We start from the raw sequence: 17287 nt of genomic DNA, 5'->3' as shown, positions 1-17287 counted from the left end.
AGTCCTTAAGTACATGTTGTCCGGGTCAGTGCAGCGAACGGGCTGCGGATTCCGACGCCTGATTATCCAGTTCCTGTTGGGGTGTACTGACGCCAACGGCGCCGACAACATCACCTTTAAGAGAGAGGGGGTAACCGCCGCCAAGCGCCACCGCCTGCGGGATCGCCAGCACGGTGGTTTCCCCTTTTTGCAGACGCTGCATCATTTTCAGCGACGGCGTGTGATAAAGGGCCGAGGTGCGCGCCTTGCCCAGCGAGGCTTCAACGCAGCCGGGCGGTGCGCCATCGAGCCGCTGAAAGGCCAGCAGCAGGCCATCGCCATCAACCACGGCGACACAGCCGGTACTGTGCGCCGCTGCCAGCGTGGATTTCACCTGTGCGATCACCTGCCAGGCCCGGTCTGCATTAAGATCCGGTGCGGAGGCTGCCTGACTACCGCCCGCTGCTGCCATCAGCAGGATGGCGGCAAGTAAATGCTTTTTCATCTCATCTGTCCTTAAATAATGTATCCAGGGTGTGCTGCCAGTTGAAGGGCGTAAGCTGCTGATAAGTCAGCTGACGCTGGCGCAGGGCATCCACCAGGCCCTGTTGCGTGGTGACAATCCCCTGACTCATGGCGGCATCCACACCGACATCTTCCAGCGTTTTTACCACTTCCCGCATCTCCTCTGCTCTGCGCTGGCCGTGCTCGGCGACGCGGCTAATCAGGTAGTCCGGCAGCGCATCGTTCCAGCCCAGCGAAGGAAAGCTGGCGTGCAGGGATGCCAGCACCGGCTGTTCAACGCCATATCGACGGGCGGCGCTCAGACACTCGGTGGTCAGCGCCTCGAGGCCTTTAATCATCACGCTGCGGCACATCTTTATTGCCGAGGCTTCGCCCACCTGCTGACTCTGAAAGCGACTGTTCAGCCCGAGCGTCTCCAGTTTACGGGCTATTGCCTCGGCCTCCAGTCCTCCGATCAGCAGCGGTGTTGCCAGGCGCTTAGGGGGGACGGGTGACATCACGGCCACATCAATATAATCGGCACCGCTGGCCTGTACCTGTGCGGCAGCGGCCTGTTTGGTCGCCGGGGAAACAGAGTTCAGATCGAGAAATACCTGTCCAGGCTTCAGCAGCGCGGCGGCTTCGGTGGCGACCGCCAGCGCCTGGGAGGCGGTAACGGTGGAGAATATCAGCGTGGCATTGTCCAGCGCCTCCGCCAGCGATCCCGCCACCCGCACGCCCGCCCCGGCCGCTTTTTGTCGGAGCCTGGCCTGCTCGTCCGCCAGCGATTCGGCCTGTGCGGACGGAGTGATAAACTTACGATCCCAAACGGTGACTACGGCACGATCGGCCAGATCCGCTGCGAAAATGCCCCCGGCCTCGCCAAAGCCGATAAAGGTAATATTGATCATCATGGCGCTCCGTGAGTGGTTGTCGCTGGCCAGACCGCGTCCGGGATCAGCACTTCGCCGTCAAAGATCGACCTGGCCGTGCGCAGTAACCCTGCGCCCGTCAGCGTCATCTGCTCGTCACGCTGCAAAATAACGCTAAATTCCCCGCTGGGATGCTCAACGCTCAGGCGCTGATCGCGTGCATCGCTGATACGCGCCAGACCCTCGGCCACGCTGCCCGGCAGCAGGCAGGCGCTGGCAATACTGACCGCGCCCAGCACCCCGACCGAGGCATGGCAGCGGTGAGGAATAAAGGTCCGGCTGCAAATTGCGCCGCCCTCGCGCGGCTCGGCCAGCAGGCTCATTTTGGGCACGGTTCGCTGGCTCACATCGCCCAGATTCATCAGTGGACCGGCCTGCAGGCGAATCGATTCCAGACGGCGCTTAAGCGTCTGGTCTGCGTCGAGCTGCTCGCGTGATTCATAGCCGCTCAGGCCGAAATCCGCCGCACGCAGGATCACCACCGGCATGCCGTTATCAATGCAGGTGATATCAACACCCTCAACAGTGTCGCGCACGTTGCCGGTGGGGAGCAGCGCGCCACAGCTGGAGCCTGCAATATCACTGAAGTTCAGCACAATTTCTGCCGCCGTTCCCGGCACGCCGTCAATTTTCAGCGTGCCGTCGTAGCAGACTTCACCGTCCGGCGTGGCGACCTGCGCCGTTGCTATCTGGCCGGTATTTTCCATAAAAATCCGCACGCCGGTGGTCTCGCCAGCCGCTTTCACCAGCCCCCGCTCCAGCGCAAAGGGGCCAATAGCCGCCAGCACATTGCCGCAGTTCTGCCCGTAATCGACGCTGGCGCGATCGACGTTAACCTGGGCAAAAAGATAATCCACGTCGGCATCTTCCCGCTGGGAAGCACGTACGATGGCGACTTTGCTGGTCAGCGGATCGCCGCCGCCCAGCCCGTCGATCTGCCTGATATCCGGCGATCCCATCACCGCCAGCAGTACGCGATCGCGAAGATCCCGCTCTTCCGGCAGATCGTCGGCAAGAAAACAGGCGGCTTTAGAGGTGCCCCCCCGTATTAGCAGGCAGGGCAGGCGGCGCTGGCGCATATCAGTTCTCCAGATCGTCCAGGGTGTCCACATAGCGCAGGCCTTTTTCGGCCAGGCGTGGGCGCATTTGATAGATATCCAGCCCCAGCTCGCCGGAGGCCATGCGCGCGCGCTTGCTCTCCTCCAGCGCTTCCCGCTTAGCGGCGCTTTCTGCGGTGCTGGCGGCCTCTGCCCGGCGCACCACCACCACACCGTCGTCGTCGGCGACGATCACATCACCGGGCCAGACCAGCTGGCCGGCGCAGACTACCGGCACGTTGACCGATCCCAGCGTCTCTTTTACCGTGCCCTGAGCGTAAATAGCGCGGGACCAGACGGCAAAGCCCATCTCACGCAGCGTTTTGCTGTCTCGGATACCGTGGTCGGCAATCAGGCCCTGTACGCCGCGCGATTGCAGGGAGGTGGCGAGCAGATCGCCAAAGTAACCGTCAACGCAGGGGGAGGTTGGCACGGCCACCAGAATATCTCCCGGCTGGCACTGCTCGACCGCCACGTGAAACATCCAGTTGTCGCCGGGTGCCAGCAGGACGGTAACGGCGCTGCCCGCAATGCCTTTATTCTGCTGAATCGGGCGGATAGCCGGGTCCAGCAGCCCTTTGCGGCCCTGCGCTTCATGTACCGTCGCGACGCCATATCCGGCCAGCGCGGCGATATCACGCCCGGCCGCCCGCTCGATATGACGCACCACCACCCCTTTCTTACCGATCGCACTCATGCCAGATCCTCCGTCACGCGAGGGAAAATACTCTGGTAGCCTTCGCCGTAGATAATATCGCGGGTTGAGGTGATGCCAACGTTGCGTTTCGCCTGCACGCCGCGCTGCTGCGCCACGCGGGTGTAGTATTCCCACAGGTGTTCCTGCCCGGCCATACACTGGATAGCGGCATATTTTTTATCCCAGACGCTGGTGATATCCAGCAGCACATCCGGCTTCCAGCTGCACTGCTCTGGCTGATGAGGTTCAAAGCAGTAGACCGGTGGCGCACCGATAATTTTTTCGCCGGGGCGATATCCCTCTGCCTGGGCGATGATGCGTGCCTCCTGCGCCAGGTTGTTGGCCAGTGGATGGTCATAGTTATAGGGATCGAGCAGGGAATGGGTCAGAACAAAGTGCGGCTGTACCCGACGGTAAACGTCTGCCAGGCGGAACAGGGCCTCTTTATCCGCACGCAGCGGATAATCACCCATATCAAAAAATTCTATGCTCGCACCGAGAATGTCTGCGGCGGCCAGCGCTTCGGCGCGGCGGGCCGTTTTAACTTTCTCTTCGGTCATGTTGCCTTTACGCCACAGCTTCGCGGATTCGCCACGTTCGCCAAACGACAGGCAGACCACGTGTACCTGATAACCCTGCTGCTGATGCAGGGCGATGGCCCCGCCTGAGCGCCAGACGAAGTCGGCAGAGTGTGCGCTAACGACCAGAGCCGTTTTAGGAGAAGTGAGTTCAGTCATCATCGGGTTCCTTTACGTTTTTTTTAATGCTGTCACTCTGGGCGGGGACGGGATAATTCATTTGATTGCAGCAGGTATGCGTTTTATTTATAGTGGCCCCATTCATCCGGGCAAAAGAGGGCAGGGTATGGCGCCAAATATAACCGGGAATGAGCCAGTAAATCTGATGCAAATCAGAGCGTTTTGTCAGGTTGTTGCCCAGGGGAGCGTTTCGCGCGCGGCCGATGAGTTATTTCGCACCCAGTCGGCGGTCACGCGATCCATTCACGATCTGGAGCAGCGGCTTGCGGTACCGCTGTTCGAGCGCCATTCCGGCGGTATGATGCTGACTGACTTTGGTAAGTGCATCCTGCCGCGCGCGCGCCGGGCGATTGAGGAACTCCATTCTCTGCCGCGCCGACTGGCGAAACTGCTGAGCAGAAGCAGCCGCAATGAGTCTGAACCGCTGTGGCTATTCAACGTCCGCCGGCTGCAAATTTTTATCACCCTGTGTCAGACCAATCATATGCAGTCGGTGGCGCATCAGCTGGGTCTGAGCCAGCCCGCCGTCAGCGCGGCGCTAAAGGTGCTGGAGAACGGCGCGGGTATTCCCCTGCTGGAAAGAACGCCTCATGGTATGGTGCCTTCGCTGGCGGGGCGTGAGATTGAGCCCAATATTCGCCGCGCGCTGAATGAGCTGCGGCATATTCCCGCCGATATTGCCGCGCGCAAGGGCAATCTGGTCGGCACGGTGCGGGTTGGCGCCCTGCCGCTCGGACGCACCCGCCTGCTCCCCCAGGCGATTATCCGGCTGACCTCGCGCTATCCCGGTATTAAGGTCGTCACCAGCGAAAGCGCCTGGGGAATGCTGGCCGCAGAGATGCGCGCCGGTGAAATCGACTTTATTTTCGGTGCGCTGCGCAACAGTGAAGAGCAGCAGGATATGACCAGCGAAACGCTGTTTGATGAGGAGATGGTGCTGGTGGCCAGGCCCGATCATCCGCTGAGCCAGCATCCCTGCGACAGACGTGCGCTACGCGAGGCGCGCTGGGTGCTGCCGCGTTCGCATACGCCTGCCCGGCGACTGCTGGATACCTGTTTTCACCGTATGGGGATCCCGGCGCCCGACCCGGTGGTGGAAAGCGGCGATCTGGCGCTGGTGCGCGGGCTGCTGCGCGACTCCGATATGCTGGCGGCGGTTTCCGCCCACCAGCTGGAAGTAGAGCTGGCCTCGGGCGAGCTGGCCGTGCTGCCGATAGCGCTACCGGCTACCGGCAGGGCTATCGGCCTCTGCTACCGTACCGGCTGCCTGCATTCGCCCGCCGCCGATGCGTTAATTAGCTGCCTGCGTGACGTCTGCGGGGACTATCCGTTAGACGCATAGCGCCGAATGAGCGGGCGCTATTCTGACCGTGCTGCCTGATGGAGCGCTAATGCTTAGCCGTACTGCCTGATGGAGCGCTAATGCTTAGCCGTGCTGCCTGGCCGCTTCGATCAGGGCGTAGCGGTAGCCGCGCAGTCCGTAGCCGCAAATCACCCCCTGCGCCACGTCCGAGAGATACGAGTGATGGCGAAAGGGTTCGCGCTTATGCACGTTAGTGATATGCACCTCATAGAGCGGCAGGGCGACCGCCGTCACCGCATCGCGGATTGCCACCGAGGTGTGCGTCCAGGCCGCAGGATTAATCACCAGCGCCTGAGCATGGTGGCGCGCCTCCTGGATCCAGTCGATCATCTCTCCTTCATGGTTGGTCTGGCGAAACTCGACGGCGATATTCAGTTCTGCCGCCGTGGCGCGGCATAATGCCTCAATCGAAGCCAGCGTATCGGTGCCATAGGTGGCCGGTTCGCGGGTGCCCAGCAGGTTAAGGTTGGGGCCATTGAGGATATAAACGGTCTGCATAAATTTCTCCTTATTCGCCGAAGCCAAACAGGCGTTTTGGCGTATGCCACAGGATCTGACGCCGCGTCGCGTCGTCCGGGATCAGCTGCTCAAGCAGCAGTAACAATGCGCCTATATCCATCCGGCTTTTGGCCCGCAAAAACGGCCAGTCCGATCCCCACATACAGTTTTCGGCCCCGAAACGCTCCAGCAGCGCCAGCTGAAAAGCGTGGCCGTCGGCCCAGGGATAACCCTGCTTTGAGAACTGCGACAGCCCCGAGAGTTTGACGAAGGTACGCCCGTTTTCTGCCAGCGACAGCAGCGCCTGAAAGGCCGGCTGATCGAGGCCTGCACTGACGTCCGGCCTGCCGGCGTGATCAATCAGCAGCCGGGTTCGGGTACGCTTCAGCAGCGGCATCAGCGCCAGCAGCTGATCGTTTTGCACCTGGATCTGCGCATACATCTCTAACGCGGCCAGCCTTTCCATCAGGGCGTCCAGTTTCAGAAAGGGCTCGGTGCCGAGCATCGCGACGTTAAGGGCAATGCCCACCACGCCCCGATCGCGCAGGTCGCTGAGCGATGCGCTGTCCGCGTCGCGCGGGGTAACGGCAATCCCTTTAAACTTGCCCTCACCGCGCTTAATGGTATCGAGCAGGCAGCGGTTATCGGTGTTGTAGGCCGATGTGGGGCCGACGATCAGCGAATGGCGAATGTTATACGCCGCCATCACCGTCTGATAATTATCGGGTGTTCCCAGCTCATGTCCCTCAGGACGGTAGGTACTGGCCGGATCGTAGGGGAAGCGCACCGGATCAAAGACGTGATGATGGCAGTCAATAATGGGTTGCGGCGTCATCATGCTTTTTTTCCTGCCACCGAATAGAGCACCTGCTGATTACGGGTTTTCTGGAACTCTTCCAGCGTTTCCCCGCGCATGGCAGAGTAGATATGCAGATTGGAGACGCCGACCACCGCGCCCAGTTTTTCCAGCAGAAAGAAGCTTACGCCGTAGTGGATCATGCCGCGCCAGTCGAGCTGGGTCAGCAGCGTCTGCTCCTCGTCGGTCAGCTTTGCCTCGGCGTAAAGCCCCTGAGGGTCGCGCTTAAAGCGCTCGCGCCAGGCGGGCTGGATCATTTTATGCAGGAAGCGGTTAATCCGCAGCGCCTTCAGGCTGCGCGCCTGGGTGAAGGGATAGGTACCGGGCAGCTTTTCGACGCCTTTGAGCTGTAGCTCAATTTTGTCACGCTGGCGCTGATGAACGTCAGCGGGTGCCTCACGGGCCTGATTTTCCAGGATAAGCGTAGCAATACCGGTCATGGAGGGCAGGTAATAGGCCTGATGTAGCTTCTCAACGTTGGCCGACAGCGCCCCGCGCATAACCAGCCACATAATGACTTCTGCACCCTCCAGGCCGCCCAAGGAGGCATACTCCGCGAGGGTAATTTCGGTCAGGCGTTCAGGATCGTTGACCAGCATATCAACAAACTGTGCATCCCAGTCCGGGTTGTTAAAGCCGCAGCGTTCGCCGTGAACCTGGTGCGATACGCCTCCGGTCGCGACAATGGCGACCTTGAGATCTTCCGGGTAGCTTTCTACCGCGCGACGCAGGGCCTGGCCAAGTTTATAACAGCGTCTGGCGCTGGGAATAGGGAACTGCAGCACGCCTACCTGGAGCGGGACAATCTGCACCGGCCAGTCGTTATCAAAGGGAAGCAGGGCCGACAGCGGGGAGAACAGGCCGTGATCCAGCGGCTTATCCTGGAAAAAAGACATATCAAACTCATCGGCCATCAGGCTGGCCCCAATATGCTGCGACAGTGCGGCATGACCCCGCACCGGGGGTAAATCACGCGGGCCACCCCCTTCATCTGCTACCGCGTACTGGTCATCAATCCCCAGAACAAAAGCCGAGTAGTGATCAAAGAAAAATGAGGTGACGTGATCGTTAAAGACGTAGAGCAGCACATCGGGTTTTTTCTCTTCCAGCCAGCGCTGCATGGGCGCGAAGCCATCAAAGATGGGTACCCAGGGCTCTTCTTTCTGTTTGTTATGGTCAACTGCGAAGCCGATTGTTGGCGTATGTGAAACCGCCAGACCGCCGATAATTTTAGCCATAATGATCCTCTTTCTTCACTTATCGGTTATTAATTGTGCGCGTCAGGCCAGGGATCGCCTCCGGTTCGGCACCTTTGAGCGTCCTTACGCCATGCGCATCTCTGTGTTGGGTAATGGCGAGTGCTGCCAGCAGGGCAGGAAGTGACAACACGATGAAAATACTGGTTTGTCCGGGAAAGACGCCCAGCAGCACGCCACCGAGCGAGGAGCTGAGGATGGCACCGGTTCGGCCTATACCGTGCATCCAGCAGACGCCGGTCGCGCGCATTTCCGTCGGATAAAAGGCAGGAGAAAAGGCCTGCAAACCGGTCTGTGCACCGTTGATACAGGCACCGCTGATAAATACCAGCACCGCAAGCATAGTGGGGCCAAATCCCCAGACGCCCTGCGCAAGCAGGCAGAAGCAGCCCAGCAGATAGAAACTGGCGATCACGTATTTGGCTTTCAGGCGGTCCATCAGCCCACCCACCAGCAGCCCGCCAAGCGTGCCACCCAGCTGAAAAAGCCCGGCAACAATCGCCGCACGCTCAATGGTAACGCCGCCTGATCGCATAATGGTTGGCAGCCAGCCGTTAAGCAGATAAATAACGAAAAGGCCCATAAAATAGGTCAGCCAGAGAGAGAGGGTGCCGACGGTATAGCCCGGTGAGAAGAGTTGCAGCACCTGTGACTTTTTGGGCACTACCGGCGTATTCAGCACAAAGGTCACGCCGCTGTTAAACTGGCCGCCCAGGCGATTGAGCACCGCCGCGATCTTATGCTGACTGACTTTGCGGACGACCATATACAGAGCGGATTCGGGCAGCACCCATATCAGCAGCGGCAGCATCAGCAGGGGAATACCGCCGCCAAACAGCAGCACTGACTGCCAGCCAAAACGCGGGATCATCCCGGCCGCAATAAAGCCGCCGAGGCCCGACCCGATATTAAAGCCGCTATACATCAGGGAGATCATCAGGCCCCGTCGGCGTTCGGGCATATATTCGGCTACCAGGGTGACGCAGTTCGGCATCACCGCTCCCAGCCCCAGGCCGGTGATAAAGCGCAGCAGCGCCATCTCCAGTGGCGAGCGGGCAAAGGCGCTGGCCAGGCTGAAGCAGGCAAAACCGGCGACGGAAATCAGCAAAACGCGTTTACGGCCAAAGCGATCGGACCACGGCCCGACAAACAGCGCGCCGAGAGCAACACCTAACATCGCCGCGCCGAGGATGGGACCCATTTCCGAGCGGGCAATGCCCCAGTCTTCAATCAGGGCGGGGGCGATAAAACCCATTACGGCAGCATCGTAGCCATCGAAGGTGATAATAAAGAAGCACAGCGCCAGGATTAGCCACTGCCTCCCGGAAATTGAGCGGCTGTCTATCCACTCCTTTACGTTGACCATGTCACGATTGCTCATAGGGTATGCTCTCTGTTTTTTTGCTAATCCGTAATCGGGTAAGAAAATGCCTGTATAACGGCGGCAATGGCTCTGTCGTCGCGGAGCGCATCGGATGATTTGTCTTTATTTTTATTTTTAAAACAATCGTTTATATATCAGTAGGGCTAATATGCCAATACCAACTTAGGGTGAGGAGAGCGTTTTGTCTGCCATAAAATGATTAAAGAGCCATGATTTTTGTTTATCATTTGCGGGGCACAATCAGCCGCGGGCCTGAAATCCCGGCCTTAACGATGCGGGCTTCTCAGGCTGTGAGCCGCAACGCGCCCGGCAGGGGAGAACTCAGCAGCCGAAAGCGCTCTTGCAGTATGAAACAGGTAAAAGCGAGTTTGGAGCGAGGAGAACAGGGGGGGGAAATGGCTGAAACACCTTTAATACGGCAGCAGTGACACAGAATGCTCTAAAGGGTCTGTGAGAGCGGTGACAGTGTAGATTTTTCTCTTAGGCCAGGATATGTCCCGTTTTCCAGCTGAACACCGACTTAGAATCTCCAGCAGGGAGCATAGTTAACCCGCAAGGGATGTAAATTAACTTAAATATTCCTCCAGAGGTTCTGACACTAATATATAAAATAAACGGTAATCCTGGAGGGCTTTCCACTTATGCGCGCGGTGGGAATCGTTATTATCACATCGAAATAATCCCTGCTGACGCCATGGATAAATCTAATTATTTTTGATGCCATAAAGTTTATTACATAGCAGTCTTATTATTCGCTTGTTATTCGATTCTCACCTGCCTGTAATCAGCCTTCCATCTGCCCTCAACCTGCCTTCGACCTGCTTTACATTTGCTGTCGTTAGCGCTGTTAACCCCATTAACCCCATTAACCCCATATATAATACCCCTGTCTTATTTCCCAACCAGCTGTTTTATATATAATTTACTGTTAACTATGATGGCAGGCATATGAAGAACTTATATTTTACCGGGCTGTTATGCAAATAACGTAATGGAAATAAAGGTTATTTAAATAAAATTACAAAACGATATTAATTATTTAACCAGGACTATTCTTAATGAATGAATTAAGCATTAAGTGTTAGAACTTATTTCACCGAAAGCTGTGAAGCAATGCCTGAGTTACTCCTCAGGTATTTAACCGGCTTATTTGCCGTTCAGGTTTATTCCTGCCGTCCTGAAAGAGAGGCTTTATTTTGACGACTCTAAAACCCCTGTTAGCGAAAAACCGCAGTTGGGCCTTACAGCGCCGCCAACGCAATCCTCACTATTTTCGGCAAAATGTTCATTCCCAAACGCCACATTCGTTATGGATTGGCTGTTCAGACAGCCGGGTCCCCGCAGAGGTATTAACGGGTGCGCATCCGGGAGAGCTTTTTGTTCACCGTAATATCGCCAATATGGTGGTTAACGGCGACGATAATTTTATGAGCGTTCTGCAATACGCGCTTGAATACCTCAAGGTCTCGCGCATTGTGCTCTGTGGCCACTACGGTTGCGGCGGCGTACAGGCGGCGATTTCACTGCCGGACATTCCGCTGGGCGATGAAAATTCCCCACTTGCCCGCCGGATCACCCAGCTGCGCGCCGCCATTGCGCCTGGCCTGGCAGAGACCAGCGAAGATGACGACGAAAGCGAACGACTGAATGCGCTGGTGGAGGTCAACGTCCTGGCTCAGTTCAGGCACCTGGTGGCGGCAGAGCCGGTAAGGGCCGTCTGGCGGGCCGGAGCGGCGCTGGACGTGTTTGGCTGCGTATACGATCTGCGCTCCGGCCATTTGAAAGAGCTTATTCAGCAAAATGCAGAGGATAAAATGCTATGAACCTGAAAACGCTTCGTCAGGATATTCCGGCAGGCCTGGTCGTTTTTCTGGTCGCGCTACCGCTCTGTCTGGGGATTGCGCAGGCCAGTGGTCTTCCGCCCTTTGTCGGACTGCTGACCGGCGTGATTGGTGGTCTGGTGGTCACCACCTTTAGCCCGTCAAAGTTTGCCGTAAGCGGGCCGGCTGCCGGTCTTGTCACTATCGTCACCGGTGCAATCGAAACTCTTGGTTCCTTTTCAGCCCTGCTGTTTGCGCTCATCGTCGCCGGTGTATTGCAGTTTTTGTTCGGCGTGCTGCGGGCCGGGCGATTTATTACGCTGGTGCCGGGTACGGTGATCAAAGGTATGCTGGCCGCAATCGGTATTTTGCTAATTATTCAACAGATACCGGTCGCGCTGGGGGCAGCCGAAGAGAGCAAACTCAGTACGCTGGTCACCGGCGGTGCGTTCAGCGTCTCAATTCCGGCCATTGTCGTATCCGGTATTGGGCTGCTTATTCTGTGGTTTTGGTCGACGCGTACCCTTAAGAACATTAAGGCGCTGAGCTGGATGCCCGGTCCGCTGGTAGCAGTCCTGTTCGGCTGTCTGGCAACCCTGATCGGTGGCAGGCTGTTCCCCGAGATTATCAGCAATCTGCCGCGTATCTCGCTGCCTGCTTTTGACAGTATCCAGGCGCTTACCGGCGAGCTCCAGCGCCCGGACTGGTCCGTCTGGCAGAATCCGATGGTCTATATGATTGCGGTGACGCTGGCGATTGTCGCCAGTCTGGAAACGCTGCTCAGCCAGGAGGCACTGAAAAAGCTTCGCCCACAAAATCCACCGCCCTCGCCGGATAAAGAGATGCGCGCGCAGGGGGTGGGTAACCTGCTTAGCGGCCTGCTAGGTGGACTGCCCATCACTGCCGTTATTGTTCGCAGCTCGGTTAATGTTAGCGCCGGGGCGCAGAGCAAGATATCCATCCTGATCCACGGGGCGTTGCTGCTGGTATGCGGCCTCTATTTCAGCGATCTGCTGAATGCCATTCCACTGGCCAGCCTGGCCGCCGTGCTGCTTTATACCGGTTACAAGCTTGCCACCCCACGGCTGTTTGTGGAGCAGTTCCGTCAGGGCGCCCAGCAGTATGTCCCTTTTCTGGCGACCATTGGCGGTATCCTGGTCTTTGGTATGCTGGCCGGGATTGGTATTGGTCTGGCCACCCAGATCCTGTTCAGCATTTATAAGAGTCATCACAACGCGATGCAGCTCACCCGCTATGACGACCATTTCGTGCTGCACTTTCAGCAGAACCTGACGTTTATGCATAACCCACGCCTCAAGGGGCTGCTGGCGCAGATCCCGGAAAACAGCGTGGTGATCGTCGATCATGATAATGCCGAGTACCTGGATCCGGACGTAAAGGCCGTGCTACAGGATTTCGGCGAGGAGGCCCCAAAGCGGGGGATCGTCCTGAATCAGTGGCCGGTCACGCTGGCGTAGTTACGTAACTGCGTAACCGCATAACCACTTAAAAGACTGGCTGGTATTCCCTGCTTTAGCAGGGAATACCAGCAGCACCATAGACTTATCACCCAGTATCCAGAAGAACGCTCTGGCTTCGCGTAATACCTTCATCAGACCGATCGCCTGCGCTTAGCTCGTTACCACCAGGCTTCAAACTGCGCACCAACGCTCATTTCGTCATTACGTCCTCTGCTGAAGGTTTTCGCGCTGCTATCACGGTAGGCGCTGCCGGCAACAAAGGCGAGGTCATCGGCAGTGGCGTAGCCCCACTTTTCATTCCATTTGGCATAGGTTGCGAACAGGCGCAATGCGGGGCGCGCCCAGACGCTCTCCCCGGCCTGCCACTGCTGAGCCAGCGTCAGTTTGTACTGGCTATTACGATCACCGGTCTGCTGAGATTTCACGCTGTCATAGCCAACCTCCAGCAGGGTACTGAGGATGGGCGTCCACTTATACATAGGGCGCAGGCCCGCAGAGTACCAGGCTGTTCCATTGCGGTTATCGCGGTTTACATCCTGATAGAGGGCAACCCAGGTCAGACCCCATGTGTCGTTTAAATCCATTGCGCCGTGGTCGATGACGCGAACCATTTTACCATTATTGTTAACGCTTCCTCCCTCGGGATGGCCGGTACGCAGCGAGGTCATTGCGTCAGTGGCATACTGCATAACCAGTTTGTTGTAGCCGCTGTTCAGGGTTTGCGTGTGTTCGGCGCTTAGCATCCAGCCATCTTCAGATGCGCCTTCCGCCAGATGAAAGCCTTTCTGAACCCTGGCCCGTCCGTAATCAAAACCGACCTCCAGTGCACCATTGGTGTTCACCGGGATTTCAGCCACCCGCAGATCGAAGGTATCGTTTATGGTCGGTACCCACTTCATCTGATTGTCGATAAAGCCCCAGGATCCTCCCGCTTCAGCGTTGCGGGTGGCGGCCAGTGAAAGCTTACCTGCCCCGAGATCAATCTGCTCTATCCCCGCTCCCGGACCGGAAATATCCCAGTAGTAAAAATCGATCATATGGACGTCATGACGCTGGTAAAGGCGCTTACCTGCCCAGAGCGTGGCGCCGGGTAGCGCGTCAATCAGGTTTTTACCCTGCACGTTGGCCTCGCGGAAGTTAGGATCGACGCTCTCCACATCCGTACGCTGGGACACCGCATAGGCCAGGTTGGTATCGAAATAGAAACTTTTATTCTCCTCTTTCCACAGCTCCTGGCCCAGCTTCAACTCTGCGTAGGTTTCACATTCATTCCCCAGACGATATTTGCTGTTGGCCCCGGTCGCCTGAAAGCAGCGCTGCTCTCCGCCTTTGTTTGTCCAGCCAATGCCGGAACGCGCATAGCCGCTAAAATCAAGTGCGAAGGCGGAGCCAGCCATCGTCAGCGTCAGTAAGGGCAGTACAGTGAAGGTCTTCCTGAGTACTCGCATTATTATTCTCCTTGTTCCATCAACTGATAAAGACACTCATACGGACGCAGCAGATCGTTTACCGGCGCGTCAGAATAGTTACTGAGCAGCGTTTCACCCTTAACACAGGCGAGAGGGGAGGGCTGAGTAGATTCGCTAAGGTTGGCGATGACACGCAGCTGCTGGCGGCCTTTAGTGCGCGTGTAGCACCAGAGACCAGGATGCGTGGGCAGGCAATCCTGATAGTCACCGTCGGTAAATATGGCAAAGGTTTTACGCAGCGCTATTAGCCGCCGATAGAGGTGAAAAACGGAGTCAGGATCCTTTACAGCCTGCTCCACGTTAAGCAGGGGATAGGAGCGGCAGGGGGAAATCCAGGGTTCGCCGGAGGTGAAACCGGCGTTATCTGTCGCATCCCACTGCATTGGCGTACGGCTGTTATCGCGTGACTTGCGGGAAAGAATTGTCAGCAGAAGGGTCTCATCGCCGCCTGTTTTTTTCATCGCGTCATACCAGCGGAGGCTCTCCACATCACGGTACTGGCTGATGTGGCTAAAGCCCGGGTTGGTCATGCCAATCTCTTCTCCCTGATAGATAAAGGGGGTGCCCTGCATACCGTGCAGCACCATCGCCAGCATTTTTGCGGCGGGCACGCGCAGAGGGCCCTCGCTGCCCAGGCGGGAGACGATACGCGGCTGATCGTGGTTACACCAAAACAGCGCATTCCATGCATGACCATGCATTCCCTGCTGCCAGGTGCAGAACAGACGCTTCAGCAACAGCAGGTCGGGCGCGGCATCGCACCACTTTTCGCCGTCAGCATAGTCCACCTTAAGATGGTGAAAGTTGAAGGTCATGGACAGTTCGCTACCGTCAACGGCGGCATACTGTCGGCATGCTTCAAGCGAGGTAGAGGACATTTCGCCCACGGTCATCAGCCCCAGCGGGCGAAAAACGTCCCGGCTAAACTCCTGAAGATACTCGTGAATACGTGGTCCATCGGTATAGAAACGGCGTCCATCACCCAGGGCATCCTCAGGATAGTCCGCGGTTTTGGATACCAGGTTAATGACGTCGAGCCTCAGCCCGTCCACGCCTTTCCCCGCCCAGAAGCGGCAGATAGCCTTAAGCGCCTCGCGTACGGGGGGATGCTCCCAGTTGAGGTCGGCCTGCTGTGGGCTGAACAGATGCAGGTAGTACTGGCTGCTCTGTGGGTGCCACTGCCAGGCGTTGCCGCCAAATTTAGATTGCCAGTGATTGGGGGGCTGGCCCGCTTCCCCCTGCCGCCAGTGGTAAAAAGGTCGGAAGGGGCTGGCTGGGTTAAGCGACTGCTTAAACCAGCGATGCTCGGTCGAGGTATGGTTAAAAACCATATCCATCATGATACGTATACCGCGCTGATGTGCGCCTGCTACCAGCCGCTCGAAATCAGCAAAGGTGCCACAGGAGGGATCGATATTGCAGTAGTCCGCGACGTCATAGCCGTTATCCACCTGCGGGGAAACGGTAATCGGCGTCAGCCACAGGGCATCAACGCCCAGCTTTTGCAGATAGTCCAGCCGCTGGATGATGCCGTTAAGATCGCCCTGGCCACTGCCGGTTGTATCCTGAAAGCTTTTTGGGTAAATCTGGTAAATCACCCCATTTTTCCACCAGGGGCAGGGATCAATGCTGTCAATCATGCTGTTTATCCTTAAACAGTCGAGAAATGCTTATTTTTAGAGAGTCGAAGGTTGCTCGTTATCTTCCAACGGCATCCTGGCCTTAATAACCTGTCGTTTATGCAACAGCAGGGTCAGCAGGACAGGGACCACCAGGGCAACCAGCATGGCGAGTGAAAAGACGGGCCAGAATTGCGGCTTAATAGAGAGGATTCCCGGCAGGCCCCCGACGCCAATGCCGTTGGCCGTCACGCCATACAGCCCGCAAATCAGCGCGGCAAGCGCAGAGCCAATCATGGCGGAGAGCATGGGAAAGCGATATTTCATATTGATGCCATACATCGCAGGTTCGGTCACCCCGAGGAAGGCGGAGATGGCGGCAGGCACTGAGACTTCCCGTTCACTTTTCTTTTTACCGACCAGGATGATGCCCACGACGGCGGCACCCTGAGCAATATTGGAGAGGGCGATAAGCGGCCAGAGCGGCGTACCGCCGGTGCTTTGGATCATCTGCATATCAATCGCCAGCGTGGTCTGATGTACGCCAGTGATCACCAGCGGCGCGTAGAGGAAGCCAAACAGGGCTGCGCCGACGGGTGCAAAGCTGCCGGTCATTACGCCCTTCACTGCCCAGGCCACGCCATCGCCGATCATTCGGCCAAAGGGGCCAATCAGAGAGTGCGCCAGGAACACCGCCAGTATCAGCGAAATCACCGGGACAAAGACCAGATAGAGGTAAGCCGGGATCAGCTTCTTAAGACGATTTTCAATCAGCGCCAGCGCGATACCGGCCAGCATAGAAGGAATAACCTGGGCCTGGTAGCCGACCTTTTCGATGGTGAACCAGCCCAGATGCCAGACGTCAGGGATCTGCTGGCCCAGCCCGTAGGAGTTCATTAGCTGGGGGGAAACCAGGGTAATGCCCAGCACGATCCCGAGGATTTCTGTGCCGCCCATCTTTTTCACCGTTGACCAGCATACGGCAACCGGCAGGAACATAAATATCGCCTCGCCCGGCAGCCACAGAAGATCGTACATCGCCTGCCAGAAGGGGGAGATCTGCGCCAGCGTTTTGCCGTCTGACAGCGGGATATCGCCTATGATGTTACGGAAGCCAAGTATCAGGCCACCGCTGATGAGGGCGGGGAGCAGCGGGAAGAAGATCTCGGCAAAGTGGGAGATCCCCCGCTCAAGGGCGGTCATATTCTGGCGGGCGGCATTTTTCGTCTCTTCTTTACTCCCCTCGTTTTTTTCCGCCTGGGTAATCAAAGCCGCATAGTAGTCGCCCACCTCGGTACCGATCACCACCTGGAACTGGCCTGCGGAGGTAAAGCAGCCCTTGACCATACTCAACTGTTCAATCTTTGTGGGTTCCGCCTTCATCGGGTCGTGAAGAACGAAACGTAAACGGGTAATACAGTGGCTTACCTTAGCAATATTGCTGGCTCCGCCGACCAGCGCGATCAGGCGCTCTACGTCCTTATGCAATTCCATGCTCATGTTGTGTCCTTACAGAAAAAGGTCAATCAGCGGTACGCAAACCGTCGCTCCGCTGAGGTGTGCAGAGAATAACG

15 protein-coding genes are annotated in these 17287 nt (G+C 57.4%); 3 read left to right on the top strand and 12 right to left on the bottom strand.

Annotation, left to right across the window (positions count from 1 at the left end):
* Nucleotides 1-25 precede the first annotated feature (25 nt).
* From A1830_RS07475 to galB, 5 genes are read right to left on the bottom strand one after another with little or no spacing between them, the layout of a single operon-like run.
* Nucleotides 26-484, bottom strand: a complete 459-nt coding sequence (locus tag A1830_RS07475; RefSeq protein WP_067703951.1) for a GlcG/HbpS family heme-binding protein — start codon at nucleotides 482-484, stop codon at nucleotides 26-28.
* A gap of 1 nt (nucleotide 485) precedes the next feature.
* A complete protein-coding gene (locus A1830_RS07470; RefSeq protein WP_197473305.1) occupies nucleotides 486-1394 on the bottom strand; it encodes an NAD(P)-dependent oxidoreductase in 909 nt (302 codons plus the stop codon).
* Nucleotides 1394-2494, bottom strand: coding sequence for a 4-oxalomesaconate tautomerase (locus tag A1830_RS07465; RefSeq protein ID WP_067703948.1), 1101 nt, complete (start codon nucleotides 2492-2494; stop codon nucleotides 1394-1396). Before A1830_RS07465 ends, A1830_RS07470 begins: the two co-directional genes overlap by 1 nt.
* A 1-nt stretch (nucleotide 2495) precedes the next feature.
* Nucleotides 2496-3209, bottom strand: a complete 714-nt coding sequence (locus A1830_RS07460; protein WP_067703945.1) for a 4-carboxy-4-hydroxy-2-oxoadipate aldolase/oxaloacetate decarboxylase — start codon at nucleotides 3207-3209, stop codon at nucleotides 2496-2498.
* Entirely contained in the window at nucleotides 3206-3946 is a 741-nt protein-coding gene (gene galB, locus A1830_RS07455; RefSeq protein ID WP_067703942.1) for a 4-oxalmesaconate hydratase, read from the bottom strand. Before galB ends, A1830_RS07460 begins: the two co-directional genes overlap by 4 nt.
* A gap of 127 nt (nucleotides 3947-4073) precedes the next feature.
* Between galB and A1830_RS07450 the strand changes: the two genes are divergently transcribed.
* The gene (locus A1830_RS07450; RefSeq protein ID WP_067703939.1) at nucleotides 4074-5309 is read left to right on the top strand and encodes a LysR family transcriptional regulator; all 1236 of its coding nucleotides are present in this window, start codon (nucleotides 4074-4076) and stop codon (nucleotides 5307-5309) included.
* Between the two features lie 84 nt (nucleotides 5310-5393).
* On the opposite strand, the gene aroQ is transcribed toward A1830_RS07450, so the two are convergent.
* From aroQ to A1830_RS07430, 4 genes are read right to left on the bottom strand one after another with little or no spacing between them, the layout of a single operon-like run.
* Nucleotides 5394-5828: a type II 3-dehydroquinate dehydratase gene (gene aroQ / locus A1830_RS07445; RefSeq protein WP_067703936.1), complete on the bottom strand. Its 435-nt coding sequence runs from the start codon at nucleotides 5826-5828 to the stop codon at nucleotides 5394-5396.
* A gap of 10 nt (nucleotides 5829-5838) precedes the next feature.
* Complete coding sequence (locus A1830_RS07440) at nucleotides 5839-6663, bottom strand: amidohydrolase family protein (protein WP_067704629.1); 825 nt, start codon at nucleotides 6661-6663, stop codon at nucleotides 5839-5841.
* Nucleotides 6663-7922: a gallate dioxygenase gene (locus A1830_RS07435; protein WP_067703933.1), complete on the bottom strand. Its 1260-nt coding sequence runs from the start codon at nucleotides 7920-7922 to the stop codon at nucleotides 6663-6665. Before A1830_RS07435 ends, A1830_RS07440 begins: the two co-directional genes overlap by 1 nt.
* Nucleotides 7923-7941: 19 nt before the next feature.
* Nucleotides 7942-9321, bottom strand: a complete 1380-nt coding sequence (locus A1830_RS07430; RefSeq protein WP_067703930.1) for an MFS transporter — start codon at nucleotides 9319-9321, stop codon at nucleotides 7942-7944.
* Between the two features lie 1199 nt (nucleotides 9322-10520).
* Between A1830_RS07430 and A1830_RS07425 the strand changes: the two genes are divergently transcribed.
* Complete coding sequence (locus A1830_RS07425; RefSeq protein WP_067703928.1) at nucleotides 10521-11147, top strand: carbonic anhydrase; 627 nt, start codon at nucleotides 10521-10523, stop codon at nucleotides 11145-11147.
* Nucleotides 11144-12622: a SulP family inorganic anion transporter gene (locus tag A1830_RS07420; RefSeq protein WP_067703927.1), complete on the top strand. Its 1479-nt coding sequence runs from the start codon at nucleotides 11144-11146 to the stop codon at nucleotides 12620-12622. Before A1830_RS07425 ends, A1830_RS07420 begins: the two co-directional genes overlap by 4 nt.
* 161 nt (nucleotides 12623-12783) lie before the next feature.
* Here the strand turns inward: A1830_RS07420 and A1830_RS07415 are convergent, their stop codons facing one another.
* Genes A1830_RS07415 through treB form a run of 3 tightly spaced genes read right to left on the bottom strand, consistent with a single transcriptional unit; the run spans nucleotide 12784 to nucleotide 17213 of the window.
* The gene (locus tag A1830_RS07415; RefSeq protein WP_067703924.1) at nucleotides 12784-14073 is read right to left on the bottom strand and encodes a maltoporin; all 1290 of its coding nucleotides are present in this window, start codon (nucleotides 14071-14073) and stop codon (nucleotides 12784-12786) included.
* 2 nt (nucleotides 14074-14075) lie between these two features.
* Complete coding sequence (locus tag A1830_RS07410; protein ID WP_067703922.1) at nucleotides 14076-15734, bottom strand: alpha,alpha-phosphotrehalase; 1659 nt, start codon at nucleotides 15732-15734, stop codon at nucleotides 14076-14078.
* A gap of 36 nt (nucleotides 15735-15770) precedes the next feature.
* Entirely contained in the window at nucleotides 15771-17213 is a 1443-nt protein-coding gene (gene treB / locus A1830_RS07405; protein ID WP_067703919.1) for a PTS trehalose transporter subunit IIBC, read from the bottom strand.
* Nucleotides 17214-17287: the final 74 nt, after the last annotated feature.

It is taken from the genome of Erwinia sp. ErVv1 (assembly GCF_900068895.1).
GTDB lineage: Bacteria > Pseudomonadota > Gammaproteobacteria > Enterobacterales > Enterobacteriaceae > Erwinia.
The sequence above is the reverse complement of the archived record's forward strand: the minus strand, read 5'-3'. Positions and strand labels throughout refer to the sequence as shown.